This window comes from Sphingomonas sp. (assembly GCF_036402235.1).
GTDB lineage: Bacteria > Pseudomonadota > Alphaproteobacteria > Sphingomonadales > Sphingomonadaceae > Sphingomonas.
Genome location: NZ_DASWTG010000072.1, coordinates 1 through 13,344, shown reverse-complemented (window position 1 = coordinate 13,344; position 13,344 = coordinate 1). Strand labels below are relative to the sequence as shown.

Here is a 13,344-nt window from a genome sequence, read left to right as displayed (position 1 = left end):
GGGCCGGTCCCGCCTCACCTGACGCAAAAGAAAAAGGCCGGGCGCGAACCCGGCCTTTCCTCATTTCCGTTGCGGCAAATCAGCCCTGGCGGCCGATCACCACGCCGACCGCGCGGCTGTCGCTGCCGGTGATCGCGAAGGTGATGCCGACCTCGGTCGCCTTCGGGCCATAGGCCAGGCCCTGGAAGGTGCCGCCCGCGGTGCTGCCCGGGCCGAAGCCGCCGGTGAACTGGTTGTTGCCCGCCGTGATCGCGCCGGTGCCGGTATAGGTGCCGTACGCCGATCCGTCCTCACGCGTCAGCGTCAGCGTCAGGTTGACCAGGCCGGTGGCATAGTTGAGCAGCAGCGTCACCGTGCCGTTCAGCTTCTGGATGTTGCTCGCGCCCGCGCCGGGCGAGGTCACCACGCGGCCGGCCACGCGTGCGATATAGCTTGAGCTGCCCGTGGTCGGCATGTCGCTCGGCACGGTCGGATAGCCGAAGGTGCCATAGGTCACGCGCTTGGCGCCCGTCGTGCTGTCGCCGCGCCACCAGGCGCCGTAGCTGACATAGGGGCGCGCCAGATTGACGTCGCTGGTGACGACGCTGGGCGTCATGGTGAGCGTGTTGTTGAGCAGCTCGAGCTGGGTGAACTGGCCCGGCGTGGTCGGCGCGGTGCTCTCGCGATAGACATATTCGGTGACCGTCGTCGCCGGGGCGACGAGCAGGTCGGCGCCGGTGAAGCGCGATTCCTCGCTGCTCTCGCGCACCACGACCTCGGTCGTCTGGCTGCTCGCCGCGGTGCTCTGCAGCGCCAGGCGCACGCGGTTCGAGAAGCCGTCGGTGCCCGCGGTGCCGAGCGTGACCGGCCCTGCGGCGAGGTCGCCGGTGTAGCTCATCGCGGCGCTGACCGTGAACACCTCGGTCGCCGCGGTGAGCGGCAGGGTCGAATAGCTGATCGGCGACGGCGACGGGCTGGGCGTCGGGGTCGGCGAGGGCGTCGGGGTCGGCGAAGGGTCGTCGCCACCGCACCCGGCGACGGTCAGCGCCACGGCGGTGCTGGCGATCAGAATGGAACGGCGAATCATCCTTCGACTCCTGTTACTTGCCCATCCGCAAGGCGGTTCGCGCCTTTACCACGGATGAACGGGCCATGCCCGCAAGGGTTGCGTGCGTCCTCCGGTAGCGTGACGGAGACGGAAACGAAAGGCCGCAATCAGCTTCCGGTATCCTGCATGATCTGGCGCAGTTGCTGGATCTTGCCCAGCCGCTCGGCGGGGCTGATCTTCGCCATCGTCCCCGTGCCGAACTCCGCCGCGCTCTGCACGCAGGTGGTGACGGTGGCATAGTTGGCGGTGCGATCGCCCTTGCCGAACACGTTCGCGGCCTGATCCTTCGCCGCCCAGTCGAGATAGGCGTCGAGATTGGCCCTGGAGAGCTCGGGCTTGGGCGGCGCCGCGGCGATCACCTGGTCGCCCAGCTTGCTGGCGATCATCGTGCGATAATAATCGAGGAACGGCGCCGCGCCGCCCGCGATCGAGCGCGGCACCGGGCTGTCGAGCAGCCGCTGCTGCCACTTCACAGCGGCGTAGCAGCGCGTGTTGAGCGCCAGCGCATCCTCGAGCAGCCTCGCCTTCTCCGCGGCCTGCGCCTTCGCCTTGGCCTCCGCCGCCGCCTTCTCCGCGGCGCCATTGTCGCCGCACGCGGCGAGTGCCAGCAGTGCCAGGATTGCGATGCGCTTCATGGACTTCCTCTCCGTTCTGAACAGGCGAGTTTGCCGCGTGCGGCCGGGGTGTCAACATCCTGCGCATTGCCGCGGTAAGGCTTTGCGGACACGCTTAGGATGGATCGACATTTAGAACCTCCCCCTGGCGGGGAGGAAGATATCGATACGCCCAATCCCTTCCCTATGCTCGTCATTCCCGCCTTCGGCCGTTGGCCGAAGTTTATCCTGAGCGCCTGCCCTGCAGGCAGCCGAAGGGGCGGGAATGACGAATAGAATTGAACCAGCCCCACACCCCGCTTGCGCAAGGCCCCTCCCCGTGCTGTGCGGAGCGGCATGACGATCCGCAACCTTTTCGCCACGCGCTTCTCCGAAACGGCGCTGAACGACGACGCGCTGCTCGCCGAGCTGGGTGACGCCTGCCGCGATCTCGCGGCGCAGGACCGCGCCGGCCAGGCCTGGTCGAAGGCGCACGGCTATCGCGGCTACACCTCCTATGCCTCGCTCGACGATCTGCCCGCGCGCGATCCGCGATTCGGCGACCTCGTCCGCCACCTCAACCGCCATGCCGCCGCCTTCGCGGAGGACTGCGCCTTCGATCTCGGCCGCAAGCCCAGGCTCGACAGCCTGTGGGTCAATATCCTGAAACCTGGCGGCACCCATTCGGGGCATATCCACCCGCACAGCATCATCTCGGGCACGCTCTATGTCGAGGTCCCGCCGGGCGCGGGCACGCTCAAGCTCGAGGATCCCCGCCTCCCGCTGATGATGGCTGCGCCCCCGCGCCGGCCCGACGCGGCCGGGGATCTCCAGACCTTCGTCTATGCCCAGCCCGCACCGGGCACGATCTTCCTGTGGGAAAGCTGGCTGCGGCACGAGGTGGTGGCGGGCAGCGCCAGGGCGGATCGCGTCAGCATCAGCTTCAACTACCGATAAATCGCGTCGGGCCGCCCGATTTTCGGGAACCATTGCGCATGTGATACGATTCAGCTTCCAGAAGATCTGGGAGATTGATCATGCGCAAAGGACTGACAGCACTTCTCGCGCTGTCGCTCACCCTGCCCATCGCCACCACCCCCGTCATGGCGGGCGCGGCGCATGCGCAAAGCTGGGAAGAGCGCGAGCGCCAGCGCGACCGCGAGTGGAACGACCGGCGCGGCCGCGACTGGCGCGACCGTGACCGGGATCGCCGCCGCGACTATCGCTGGTACGGCGATCGCAGCGACCGCCGCTGGGACCCGTACGATAATTATCGCAACGGCAATTATCGCGAGCGCCGGCTGACCCGGAACGACCGCATCTATCGCGGCCGCGACAACCGCTATTATTGCCGCCGCAACGACGGCACTACCGGCCTGGTGGTCGGCGCGGCGCTGGGCGGCATCCTCGGCGGCGCGATCGGCAATGGCGACCTGCTCGGCGTCCTGCTCGGCGGCTCGGGCGGCGCCCTGCTCGGCCGCGAGATCGACCGCGGCAACGTGCGCTGCCGCTGATCCACGCAGCTCAATGAGAAAGGCCCGCCGGTCCCGCGACCGGCGGGTTTTTTCTCTCACCAATCCTCCCCCGCCAGGGGGAGGATTTTTGCTCTCTGGCCTTTTCCCCCCACTCGCCCTATCTGCGCGCCTTTCCCGAGTTACAGGACCAGATCATGGGCTTTCGCTGCGGCATCGTCGGCCTGCCGAATGTCGGCAAATCGACGCTCTTCAACGCGCTGACGCAGACTGCGGCGGCGCAGGCGGCCAACTATCCCTTCTGCACGATCGAGCCGAATGTCGGCAACGTCGCGGTGCCCGACGACCGGCTTCAGGCGCTGGCGAAGATCGCCGGCTCGGCCAAGATCATCGAGACCCAGCTCGGCTTCGTCGACATCGCCGGCCTGGTGCGCGGCGCGAGCAAGGGCGAAGGCCTCGGCAACCAGTTCCTCGGCAACATCCGCGAGGTGGACGCGATCGTCCATGTCCTGCGCTGTTTCGAGAATGACGACATCCAGCATGTCGATAACAAGGTCGATCCGATCGCCGACGCCGAGACGGTCGAGACCGAGCTGATGCTCTCCGACCTCGAAAGCCTCGAAAAGCGCGTCCCCAATCTCCAGAAAAAGGCCGCGCAGGGCGACAAGGAGGCGAAGATCGCCGCCTCGGTGCTCGGCCAGGCGCTCGACCTGCTGCGCGAGGGCAAGCCCGCGCGCCTCGTCCAGCCCAAGGATGTCGAGGAAGCGCGCGTCTTCGGCCAGGCCCAGCTGATCACCGCCAAGCCCGTCCTCTATGTCTGCAACGTCAACGAGGAGGATGCCGCGGGCGGCAACGCCTATTCCGCCCGCGTGTTCGAGAAGGCGAAGGCCGAGGGCGCCGAGGCGGTGGTCGTCTCCGCCGCGATCGAGGCCGAGATCGCGACCATGCCCGCGGACGAGCGCGGCGAGTTCCTGAGCGAGTTGGGCCTTGAGGAGACCGGCCTCGCCCGCGTGATCCGCGCCGGCTACAGCCTGCTCCACCTCCTCACCTTCTTCACCGTCGGCCCGAAGGAAGCGCGGGCCTGGACCACCCATGTCGGCGCCAAGGCCCCGCAGGCGGCGGGTGAGATCCACACCGATTTCGAGCGCGGCTTCATCCGCGCCGAGACCATCGCCTTCGACGACTATGTCAGGTTCAACGGCGAGGCGGGCGCACGCGACAACGGCAAGCTGCGCTCCGAGGGCAAGGACTATGTCGTCCAGGATGGCGACGTGATGCTGTTCCGCTTCAACGTCTAGGCCGGATCGGCATTTAGCGCGCTGGCACGGAATGAATGGGAAATTCCTCCCCCAGCTTGCTGGGGGAGGGGGACCGCCGAAGGCGGTGGAGGGGCCGCCGCGAAGACGGCGGTGCGTGCGGCAGGTTCACCGCCCTCTGCGGCCACGGCTTGCTTCGCAAGCCGGTTCCACTGCTGCGATGTGGCTGCTCGCAGCTACGGATTGGCTTCGCCGCCTTCGCCCGCATCCTCCGCCCCGTCTCCGGCAAGCGGCTCGTCCACATAGACTTCGCAGCCGGAACGGTTCACCCTGATCCGGATGCCTGGTCCGAGTGAGTATGAGAGCCCGCTTCCATCGCGGGAAATCAGCGAGCCGTCGGCGCGATATGCATAGCCGGAGTTGGTCCGCCCCGGCCCCACGAACGCGGTTTGGCCATTGCGATGATAGCCGAAACCGGCGGCAGTGCCGCTCGCGATATAGCCTGTGTTTCCGTTATCGTGATAGGCGTAGCCGGCGTTCGTGCCTGAGCCTTGATAGGCGACGTGGCCGTTCTTGTGATAGATTGTGCCCGGCATCAGATCCCCCTCGGACTTCTGCCGCCCCATCCTGACGACGGCAAAGGCCAACTGCAAGGGATTGCGAACCGCTAGAGCGGATCGACATTCAACATCGCAATTCGAGTCTGTGTCACCAGCGTCCATCTTCGACATTGCCGCTGGAAGCGCGGACCGGCACCCGGACGCGATCACCAACATCGTCCACGACATGTTCCGTACGCGCCGTACGAATCCCTCGCTGCGACCCGGGCCCGAAGCCGTCTCTCCGGCCCAACGCCCGGCCCGCGCATTGCAGAAAGCGGCGGAAATCCGCGGGTTTCAAGGCCTCGCTTTTCTACACGATCCAAATAGGTTATAGTGCGCCAATTAGTATAACCAGAATGTCAAAGTGGAATCCTGCAGCATGCGCCGGGAATATAGTCTGAAGGAAAGTCCCTACCCGAACGCCCAGCGGAAGGTCTTGGCGATCGCCAGCGTCGATCCGCGCACCAGCGGGGCTGCGGGCGGGCGCTTGAGGCCGTGCATCGCCCGCGCCCAGTCGGGCAGCAGATCGACCGCCGCGGCGAAGATCGCGGCCTGCGCCGGCGCGACGGCCAGGCTCGGCGCCGGATGGTCGAGCACGAAGCGCGCCACCTCGCGGGTGCGGGCGTCGACCGCCAGCTGCGGCCGCATCGCCGCGATCAGCGCCTCGGCCTCGGCCTTGCTGCGCGGGATCGGATCGGCGCCCAGCGCTTCGGCGGTGCGTGCGGTCTCGGCATAGTAGATATCCTCCTCGGCACGGGTGATCGGCACGCCATAGCGCTGCCACGCGGCGAGAAAGCTCCACATTTCAGTGACATGCACCCAGGCCAATAGCTCGGGGTCGTCCGCGCGATAGGGCGTTCCGTCGGGCAGCGCCCCCGCCACCCGCTCATGCACCTCGCGCACCCTGGCGATGCTCGCCTCGGCGATGCCGCGCTCGGCATAGGTGGTCTCGGCGATGAAGCGCGCGGTGCGGCGCAGGCGGCCGAGCATGTCCTTGCGGAAGGCGCTGTGGTCCCACACCCCCGCCAGCACCGCCGGGTGCAGCATCTGCAGCAGCAGCGAGGCGACCCCGCCGACCATCATCGTCGTCACGTCGCCATGCACGCGCCAGGTGACGGACCCGCGCGGGAAAAGCGCGCCGTCGCTGCGCTGCACCGGCTTCTCGCCCTTCTCCTGATCGTTGAAGGTGCGCCGCACCACCCCGATCAGGCGGGCGCGCAATCCGGCGGCAAGGTCGGGCGCGGGCATGGCGCCAACGCTAGGGCCGCCGCCTCGATGCGGCAATGCCACGCCGCACATGCCTCTTGCCAAAATCCAGTTTCAACGCGAAACTGATTGCATGAAGTATTTCGAGGACCTGACGGTCGGCGACAAGGCGAGCTTCGGCTCGTACACGGTGACGCGCGAGGAAGTGCTGGAATTTGCGGGGAAATACGATCCCCAGCCCTTCCACCTCTCCGACGAGGCCGCGGCCAGGACCCATTTCGGCCGCATGTCGGCAAGCGGCTGGCACACCTGCGCGATGACCATGTCGATGTTCGTCAAGCATATGCAGGCCAATCCCTCCGCCAGCCTCGGCGCGGGCGGGATTGACGAGCTGCGCTGGATCAAGCCGGTCTATCCCGGCGACACGCTGCGCTGCGAGAACGAGCTGCTCGAGAAGGAGCTGATGGAGAAGCGCCCCGAGATGGGCCGCACCCGCGCGCGCATGACCGTCTACAACCAGCATGACGAGCCGGTGATGAGCTTCATCGCCCGAGGACTGGTCGCCCGCCGCCCCGCCTGACGCCTGATCAGCGCGGCCGCCGCCGGTCCTGGCGGTTCTCGCGCCGCAGCTCGCGCCGGTCCTGGCGGTATTCGCGGCGGTATTCGCGCCGGTCATCGCGACGTTCCTGCCGGAACTGATCGCGCGTCACCTGGCCGTCGCGATAGGCCCGGCGATCCTCCCGGCGGTCCTGGCGAAAGGCGCGCTCATCCATCCGCCGGTCGCGGCCGAACTCGCGCCAGTTCTGGCGCACCTCGCGCGACGCCCCTCTCCAGCCATGGCGGCGCTGCTCCCAGTAGCGGCGCTGGCCGTCGTTCCAGCGATGCGGGCGGCGGTAGCGGTCGTAGACATAATAGCCCGTCCCGGGATAGTAATAGTCGCCGTACCAGCCCCAGTACGGGCTGCCATAGCCGGCGCCGTAATAGCCCCCGCCATAATAGTCGTCATAATAGCCGCCGCTGCCATAGCCGAGCGAGACGCCCGAATAGCCATAGCCGTCGGTGCAGGCGGACAGCCCGAGCGCCGCTGCGCCGATCAGGCCTGCGGTGAAGATACGCGGGATATACATGGTTGCTCTCCACGGGCGCATGAAAGCGCCCTTAACCGTCTGAGAACGGGGAGAGAGCCGCGCGGTTCCCTTGGAGTCTGGTTCAGCAAAGCTGAACCAGTTGCACCGCGATTCAGCGCAGCTGAATCCGATCCTAGTGCCCGTCGAACGCGACCAGGGTGGTGGTGCGGATCCCGTCGGCCCGCAGCGCGTCTGCGCCGCCGAGCTCGGGCAGGTCGATCACGAACGCGGCCTGGGTCACCTGCGCGCCCGCCTTGCGCAGCAGCCGCACCGCGGCGCGCGCGGTGCCGCCGGTGGCGATCAGGTCGTCGACCAGCAGCACCCGCGCGCCGGGCGCGAAGGCGTCGGCATGGATCGCGATGCGGTCGGTGCCGTACTCCAGCGCATAATCCTCGGCGATGGTGGCGCCGGGCAGCTTGCCGTCCTTGCGTACCAGCAGCACCCCCGCGCCCAGCGCCAGCGCGACGGGCGAGGCGAACAGGAACCCCCGCGCCTCGATCCCCGCGACCAGATCGACCGGGCCGTCGACGGCGTCGACGATTCCCTCGACCGCGCGGGCGAGGCCTGCCGAGTCGAGCAGCAGGGTGGTGATGTCGCGAAACAGGATGCCCGGCTTGGGGAAGTCGGGAATGGTGCGGATCAGCGCAGCAAGATCGTCGGCGGGCATCATCGGTCCCCTTCAAACGAACGGCCCGGGAATCGCTTCCCGGGCCGTCGGAGAAATGTACGGGCGGAGGACCTTAGTCCTTCACGTTCCGCCAGATCTGCTTCTTGGCGCCATAGGCGAGGAAGCAGAAGATCACGAGGAAGATCAGCGTCGCGAGGCCAGCAGTCTTGCGCGCTTCCATCTTGGGCTCCGCCGTCCAGGTCAGGAACGCCGCGACGTCCTGGGCGTAGTTGTCGACCTTCGCCGGCGTGCCGTCGGTATAGGTGACCTGACCGTCGCTGAGCGGCGGGATCATCGCCAGGTTGAGCGTCGCGAAATAGGGGTTGAAGTGCAGGCCCTGCGGCGTCTTGGCCTCCGGGAACTTCTTGAGCAGCTCGGCAGGCTGGTCCTGATAGCCGGTCAGCAGCGAATAGATGTAGTTGCTGCCGTCGTGGCGCGCCTTGGCCATCAGCGAGAGGTCGGGCGGAACCGCGTTGTTGTTCGCGGCGCGCGCGGCGACGTCGTTGGCGTAGGGCGACGGGAAGCGGTCCGACGGGATGCCGTCGCGGGTCGCCGGCTCGCCCGTCTCGGGGTTGATCGACGGAACCTGGAAGCCCTTGGCGATGGTCTTCACCTGGCCTTCGCTATAGCCCAGCGCCTGAAGGTCGCGGAACGACACCAGCCGCAGCGAGTGGCAGGCGGCGCACACTTCCTTGTACACCTGAAGGCCGCGCTGGAGCTGGCGGTTGTCATACTTGCCGAAGAAGCCGTTGAACGAGAAGTCCACCTTTTTGGGATGATGATGGAACTCGTGCTCCGCGGTCGCGACCGGGGGCTCCTTGATCCAGTTGGCGACCGTGTCCCAGATGCCGAGCAGAAGGGCGAAGACGAAGCCGACGCCGACGATAAATCCGCCAATGCGAACCATGTTATCTCAAGCCCCTTTTATTCGGCAGCCAGCGCGGTCTGCGCAGGCGAGGTGCCGCCCTTGCCGCTCAGCACCGCCTCGGTGATCGAGTTGGGCAGCGGACGCGGACGCTCCATCGCCGACACGATCGGCAGGATCACGAGGAAGTGCAGGAAGTAATAGACGGTCGCGATCTGGCCGATCAGGATCACCCCCGGCGACGGCGACGCGCCACCGATGTAACCCAGCACCAGCACGTCGACCAGCAGCACCAGCAGGAACCAGCGATAGGTCGGCCGGTAGTTGGCCGAGCGCACCGGCGAGGTGTCGAGCCACGGCAGGAAGAACAGCAGCAGGATCGAGCCGAACATCGCCAGCACGCCCCACAGCTTCGCCGGGAAGATGAAGTCGATCGTGAACGACTTGAGGATCGCGTAGAAGGGCAGGAAGTACCACTCGGGCACGATGTGCGCGGGCGTCGAGAGCGGGTTGGCCGGGATGTAGTTGTCCGGGTGGCCCAGCAGGTTCGGCGCGTAGAAGATCAGCGCAGCGAACACGATCAGCGCCACGCCCACGCCCACGCCGTCCTTGGCGGTGTAATAGGGATGGAACGGCACGGTATCCTGCTCGCTCTTCACCTCGACGCCGGTCGGGTTCGACGAACCCGGGATGTGCAGCGCCCAGATGTGGAGGATGACCACGCCGGCGATCACGAACGGCAGGAGGTAGTGGAGCGAGAAGAAGCGGTTGAGCGCGGCATTGTCCGGCGCGAAGCCGCCGAGCAGCCACACGCGGATCGTCTCGCCCACGCCCGGGATCGCCGAGAAGAAGCCGGTGATCACCTGCGCGCCCCAGAAGCTCATCTGGCCCCAGGGAAGGACGTAGCCCATGAAGGCGGTGGCCATCATGAGAAGGAAGATGACGACGCCGAGCAGCCACACCATCTCGCGCGGCGCCTTGTACGAACCGTACCAGAGGCCGCGGGCGATGTGGATATAGACCACAGCCAAGAACATCGACGCGCCGTTGGCGTGCGCGTAGCGGATGAACCAGCCGGCGTTGACGTCGCGCATGATGTGCTCGACCGAGTCGAACGCGATGCCGGCATTCGCCGCATAGTGCATCGCCAGCACGATGCCGGTGACGATCTGGATCACCAGGAACATCCCGGCGAGGACGCCGAAGTTCCAGAAATAGTTGAGGTTGCGCGGCACCGGATAGCCCGCGCCGACGGCGTTGTAGACGAAGCGCGGAAGCGGCAGACGATCGTCCACCCACTTCATCACGGGATGCTTCGGCTCATACTGCTTTGCCCAGGGGAAGCTCATGCCATTTGCCCTCAGCCGACCCGGATCGCGGTGTCGGAAATGAACTCATATTCGGGAACCGCAAGGTTCGTCGGCGCGGGGCCGGTGCGGATGCGGCCCGCGGTGTCGTAGGCCGAGCCGTGGCACGGGCAGAAATAGCCGCCGAACGGCCCCTTGTTCTCGCCCTCGCCCGCGCCCAGCGGCACACAGCCGAGATGGGTGCACACGCCCAGCGTGATCAGCCAGTTCGACTTGCCTTCCTTGGTGCGCTCGGCGAGCGTCTGGGGATCGCGCAGGTCGGACACCGGCACGGCGTTCGCCTCGTCGATTTCCTTCTGGGTCAGGTTGCGCACGAACAGCGGCTGCTTGCGAAAGGTCGCCTTGACCGACTGGCCGGGCTGGATCGCCGAGACGTCGAGCTCGGTGGTCGACAGCGCGAGCACGTCGGCCGACGGGCTCATCTGGTTGATCAGCGGCAGCGCGACGACGCCCGCGCCAACGCCCGCCCAGGCGACCGCGCCGATCGCGAGATAATCGCGGCGGCGGGGATCGGCCGGCGCGTCGATCGCTCCGTCCCGGGTAACAGCTTCATCATGCGTTGCCATGCATCAGCCCTTGCACTTCAAAAAACCCTGACGCGGATGCGTCCTAACGAATGACGCGATTGCGCCCTTGAAACCGGTGCAGCGAAACGCGAACGCAACGCCAAGCCCCCCGGTGCCCCCGGTGGCTGCGCGGCCTGATAGACGCCACATGCCGCCTTTGCCAACCGCCTTTTTGAACGGCTTGTGGAGGGGAGCGCCTTCACCACGCGTTGGCGCCCACCAAATCCTCCCCCGCCAGGGGGAGTCAGGTTGACCGTGCCCCGCACGGTCAAGGATCGTCCGGGGGACGATCCGACCTGACCCTCGCCGAAGGCGACGGAGGGGGCGGACGCGGCAACAGAGGTAGGGCTTCCCCCCTCCGTCACGCTTCGCGTGCCACCTCCCCCCGGCGGAGGAGGATTTGGTGCGAACCGCATCCGCCCGCTTTGAATCCTGGCCCATCCTGTCTTATCAGCGCCGGCATGCGCGTGGCCCTGTTCCAGCCCGATATCGCCGGCAATGTCGGCGCCGTCCTGCGGATCGGCGCGTGCCTCGCCACGCCGGTCGATCTGATCGAGCCGATGGGATTCGCGTGGGACGACAAGCGCGTCGCGCGCGCGGGGATGGACTATATCGACCATGTCGCGATCACCCGCCACGCCGGTTGGGACGATTTCGAGCGTCAGGCGGGCGGGCGAATCGTCCTGTTGACCACCAGGGGCGCGACGCCGCTGCACGATTTCCACTTCGCTGCGGACGACATCCTGCTGTTCGGCAGCGAGAGCGCCGGAGCACCCGAGCATGTCCATGCCCGCGCCGATGCCCGCCTGGTCATCCCGATGGCGCCTGGCTTGCGATCGATGAACCTGTCGGTGTCGGTCGGCATCGTGCTGGCCGAGGCGCTGAGACAAACCGTCCTATGGCCATCCGCTGCGGCGATGCGCTAGGGGCCGCGCATGCTGACCCTCGACGATCAACAAGCCGCCGCCCGCGCCTGGTTCGAAGCGCTGCGCGACCAGATCTGCGCCGCGTTCGAGACAATTGAGCGCGAGGCGGGATCGAACGCGGCCTTTGAATACAAGGCGTGGGACCGCGCCGACCCGTCGGGCGAGCCGGGCGGCGGAGGCGTGCGCGGGGTGATGAAGGGCACGGTGTTCGAGAAAGTGGGCGTCAACGTCTCGACCGTCGGCGGCACGTTCGAGGGCGAGTTCGGCAAGACGATCCACGGCGCAGGCGAGGATCCGCGCTTCTTCGCCACCGGCATCAGCCTGGTCGCGCACATGGCCAACCCGCACGTACCAGCCGTGCACATGAACACCCGCTTCCTGACCACGACCAGGCGCTGGTTCGGCGGCGGCGCCGACCTCAATCCGGCCATTCCCAACAGGCAAGATACCGACGCCTTCCACGCCAGGCTGCGGGCCGCCTGCGCGGCCCATGACCCGACTTTCTACCCGCGCTTTTCGAAATGGGCCGAGGAATATTTCTGGCTGCCGCACCGCAATCGCGCCCGCGGCGTCGGCGGAATCTTCTACGACCGGCTCGAAGGCCATTTCGACGAGCATTTCGCCTTCACGCGGGACGTGGGCGAAGCCTTCCTCGACATCTTCCCCAAGATCGTCCGCCAGCGGATGGACTCGCCCTTCACCGACGAGGACCTCGACACGCTGCTCGAGTTCCGCGGCCGCTACGTCGAGTTCAACCTGCTCTATGACCGCGGTACATTGTTCGGGCTCAAGACCGGCGGCAACATAGACGCCATCCTGATGAGCCTGCCCCCGCTGGCGAAGTGGCGCTAGCTATTCGAACACTTTGCTGACGTCGGGGACCCCGGCGACGGGCGCGGCCAGTTGCGCATAAATCCGCGCCAGCAGCGTCGACAGGACCGTGGTGACCGCGGTCTGCGCCGCCGCGGCGATCAGCGCCACAAGCAGCGCGCTCAGGCTGAACGGCTGGACCTCGCCAAGTGCGAGCCTGGCGATCAGCCCACCGAGCAGCTGCGCGGTCAGTAGGACGATGATCGCGGTCAGCAGCACCAGCGCGATGAAGCCCAGCAGCTTCCAGTAATGGCCGGCGGTGATTGACCAGCTGCGCTTCAGCACCCGGATCGGGCCGCCCGGCTCGGCACTCGCAATCGGCAGCATCAATTGGAAGCGCGCCGAGATCAGCACGATCAGCAGCAGAATCAGCAGCAGAGCGCCACCGGCCCGGGGCGAGGAGCGGTTCGCCATCATGGCCTGCACCGCGTCGCCGCCGGCGATCAGCATGAACAGCGGTGTGAGCACCAGCGCCAGGCCGGCGCCGAACAGGATGAGCGCGGCGAGCGCCGTCAGGAAGCGGCGGAGGCCATGGTTGATCGCCTCCCCGACGCTGGCGGTCGGCCCCAGCGCAAGCCGGATGATGGCAACCTGGCCGACGATCCCGGCGCACAGCACCAGGATGGTGACCAGCGGCATCCAGGACGGCGGCTGCACGCTCGACAGCTGCGGAGGCGGCGCGATCACGCCTGCGAGCGCCTGTGGCACCAGGATCAGCGCCAGCGAAATGCTGGTGATCA

16 protein-coding genes are annotated in these 13,344 nt (G+C 67.0%); 6 read left to right on the top strand and 10 right to left on the bottom strand.

Annotated elements, in window-relative coordinates:
• Nucleotides 1-79: 79 nt before the first annotated feature.
• On the bottom strand, nucleotides 80-1,066 hold the full coding sequence (locus tag VGD28_RS15230) for a hypothetical protein (RefSeq protein ID WP_331029206.1): 987 nt from the start codon (nucleotides 1,064-1,066) through the stop codon (nucleotides 80-82).
• 128 nt (nucleotides 1,067-1,194) lie between these two features.
• Entirely contained in the window at nucleotides 1,195-1,722 is a 528-nt protein-coding gene (locus VGD28_RS15225) for a hypothetical protein (protein ID WP_331029205.1), read from the bottom strand.
• A gap of 315 nt (nucleotides 1,723-2,037) precedes the next feature.
• Here VGD28_RS15225 and VGD28_RS15220 point away from each other — a divergent pair, with 315 nt between their 5' ends.
• The 3 genes from VGD28_RS15220 (at nucleotide 2,038) to ychF (ending at nucleotide 4,450) form a co-directional block, all read left to right on the top strand.
• Complete coding sequence (locus tag VGD28_RS15220; protein WP_331029204.1) at nucleotides 2,038-2,637, top strand: TIGR02466 family protein; 600 nt, start codon at nucleotides 2,038-2,040, stop codon at nucleotides 2,635-2,637.
• A gap of 80 nt (nucleotides 2,638-2,717) precedes the next feature.
• Entirely contained in the window at nucleotides 2,718-3,194 is a 477-nt protein-coding gene (locus VGD28_RS15215; RefSeq protein WP_331029203.1) for a glycine zipper 2TM domain-containing protein, read from the top strand.
• A 155-nt stretch (nucleotides 3,195-3,349) separates the two neighbouring features.
• Nucleotides 3,350-4,450 carry a redox-regulated ATPase YchF gene (gene ychF, locus VGD28_RS15210; protein WP_331029202.1) on the top strand — a complete coding sequence of 367 codons (1,101 nt, stop codon included), beginning with the start codon at nucleotides 3,350-3,352 and terminating at the stop codon, nucleotides 4,448-4,450.
• 194 nt (nucleotides 4,451-4,644) lie between these two features.
• Here the strand turns inward: ychF and VGD28_RS15205 are convergent, their stop codons facing one another.
• Nucleotides 4,645-5,139 carry a hypothetical protein gene (locus VGD28_RS15205; RefSeq protein WP_331029201.1) on the bottom strand — a complete coding sequence of 165 codons (495 nt, stop codon included), beginning with the start codon at nucleotides 5,137-5,139 and terminating at the stop codon, nucleotides 4,645-4,647.
• Nucleotides 5,140-5,421: 282 nt separating this feature from the next.
• Nucleotides 5,422-6,258, bottom strand: coding sequence for an oxygenase MpaB family protein (locus tag VGD28_RS15200; protein WP_331029200.1), 837 nt, complete (start codon nucleotides 6,256-6,258; stop codon nucleotides 5,422-5,424).
• Between the two features lie 91 nt (nucleotides 6,259-6,349).
• On the opposite strand from VGD28_RS15200, the gene VGD28_RS15195 reads away from it, so the two are divergent.
• Nucleotides 6,350-6,796 (top strand): MaoC family dehydratase, encoded by a 447-nt coding sequence (locus VGD28_RS15195; RefSeq protein ID WP_331029199.1) that lies wholly within the window; start codon nucleotides 6,350-6,352, stop codon nucleotides 6,794-6,796.
• Between the two features lie 7 nt (nucleotides 6,797-6,803).
• Here the strand turns inward: VGD28_RS15195 and VGD28_RS15190 are convergent, their stop codons facing one another.
• The 5 genes from VGD28_RS15190 to petA all read right to left on the bottom strand — a co-directional run bounded on the left by VGD28_RS15190 (nucleotide 6,804) and on the right by petA (nucleotide 10,808).
• Complete coding sequence (locus VGD28_RS15190) at nucleotides 6,804-7,343, bottom strand: hypothetical protein (RefSeq protein ID WP_331029198.1); 540 nt, start codon at nucleotides 7,341-7,343, stop codon at nucleotides 6,804-6,806.
• Nucleotides 7,344-7,476: 133 nt separating this feature from the next.
• Nucleotides 7,477-8,010, bottom strand: coding sequence for an adenine phosphoribosyltransferase (locus VGD28_RS15185; protein ID WP_414714509.1), 534 nt, complete (start codon nucleotides 8,008-8,010; stop codon nucleotides 7,477-7,479).
• Between the two features lie 73 nt (nucleotides 8,011-8,083).
• Nucleotides 8,084-8,917 carry a cytochrome c1 gene (locus VGD28_RS15180; protein ID WP_331029196.1) on the bottom strand — a complete coding sequence of 278 codons (834 nt, stop codon included), beginning with the start codon at nucleotides 8,915-8,917 and terminating at the stop codon, nucleotides 8,084-8,086.
• Nucleotides 8,918-8,934: 17 nt separating this feature from the next.
• Nucleotides 8,935-10,224: a cytochrome b gene (locus VGD28_RS15175; RefSeq protein WP_331029195.1), complete on the bottom strand. Its 1,290-nt coding sequence runs from the start codon at nucleotides 10,222-10,224 to the stop codon at nucleotides 8,935-8,937.
• 11 nt (nucleotides 10,225-10,235) lie between these two features.
• Nucleotides 10,236-10,808, bottom strand: coding sequence for a ubiquinol-cytochrome c reductase iron-sulfur subunit (gene petA / locus VGD28_RS15170; RefSeq protein WP_331029194.1), 573 nt, complete (start codon nucleotides 10,806-10,808; stop codon nucleotides 10,236-10,238).
• 461 nt (nucleotides 10,809-11,269) lie between these two features.
• Between petA and VGD28_RS15165 the strand changes: the two genes are divergently transcribed.
• On the top strand, nucleotides 11,270-11,734 hold the full coding sequence (locus VGD28_RS15165; RefSeq protein WP_331029193.1) for a tRNA (cytidine(34)-2'-O)-methyltransferase: 465 nt from the start codon (nucleotides 11,270-11,272) through the stop codon (nucleotides 11,732-11,734).
• 9 nt (nucleotides 11,735-11,743) lie between these two features.
• Entirely contained in the window at nucleotides 11,744-12,586 is an 843-nt protein-coding gene (gene hemF, locus VGD28_RS15160; protein WP_331029192.1) for an oxygen-dependent coproporphyrinogen oxidase, read from the top strand.
• On the opposite strand, the gene VGD28_RS15155 is transcribed toward hemF, so the two are convergent.
• Nucleotides 12,587-13,344, bottom strand: a 758-nt coding sequence (locus VGD28_RS15155; RefSeq protein WP_331029191.1) for a hypothetical protein, incomplete at its 5' end; no start/stop codon positions are given.

Excerpts from the sequence above, each read along its gene's own strand:
- VGD28_RS15195 (WP_331029199.1), top strand. The coding sequence starts at position 6,350 with ATGAAGTATTTCGAGGACCTGACGGTCGGCGACAAGGCGAGCTTCGGC.
- VGD28_RS15215 (WP_331029203.1), top strand. The coding sequence starts at position 2,718 with ATGCGCAAAGGACTGACAGCACTTCTCGCGCTGTCGCTCACCCTGCCC.
- VGD28_RS15230 (WP_331029206.1), bottom strand. The coding sequence starts at position 1,066 with ATGATTCGCCGTTCCATTCTGATCGCCAGCACCGCCGTGGCGCTGACC.
- VGD28_RS15205 (WP_331029201.1), bottom strand. The coding sequence starts at position 5,139 with ATGTCGAAGATGGACGCTGGTGACACAGACTCGAATTGCGATGTTGAA.
- VGD28_RS15185 (WP_414714509.1), bottom strand. The coding sequence starts at position 8,010 with ATGCCCGCCGACGATCTTGCTGCGCTGATCCGCACCATTCCCGACTTC.
- VGD28_RS15220 (WP_331029204.1), top strand. The coding sequence starts at position 2,038 with ATGACGATCCGCAACCTTTTCGCCACGCGCTTCTCCGAAACGGCGCTG.
- ychF (WP_331029202.1), top strand. The coding sequence starts at position 3,350 with ATGGGCTTTCGCTGCGGCATCGTCGGCCTGCCGAATGTCGGCAAATCG.
- VGD28_RS15200 (WP_331029200.1), bottom strand. The coding sequence starts at position 6,258 with ATGCCCGCGCCCGACCTTGCCGCCGGATTGCGCGCCCGCCTGATCGGG.
- VGD28_RS15175 (WP_331029195.1), bottom strand. The coding sequence starts at position 10,224 with ATGAGCTTCCCCTGGGCAAAGCAGTATGAGCCGAAGCATCCCGTGATG.
- petA (WP_331029194.1), bottom strand. The coding sequence starts at position 10,808 with ATGGCAACGCATGATGAAGCTGTTACCCGGGACGGAGCGATCGACGCG.
- VGD28_RS15180 (WP_331029196.1), bottom strand. The coding sequence starts at position 8,917 with ATGGTTCGCATTGGCGGATTTATCGTCGGCGTCGGCTTCGTCTTCGCC.
- VGD28_RS15190 (WP_331029198.1), bottom strand. The coding sequence starts at position 7,343 with ATGTATATCCCGCGTATCTTCACCGCAGGCCTGATCGGCGCAGCGGCG.
- VGD28_RS15225 (WP_331029205.1), bottom strand. The coding sequence starts at position 1,722 with ATGAAGCGCATCGCAATCCTGGCACTGCTGGCACTCGCCGCGTGCGGC.
- VGD28_RS15165 (WP_331029193.1), top strand. The coding sequence starts at position 11,270 with ATGCGCGTGGCCCTGTTCCAGCCCGATATCGCCGGCAATGTCGGCGCC.
- hemF (WP_331029192.1), top strand. The coding sequence starts at position 11,744 with ATGCTGACCCTCGACGATCAACAAGCCGCCGCCCGCGCCTGGTTCGAA.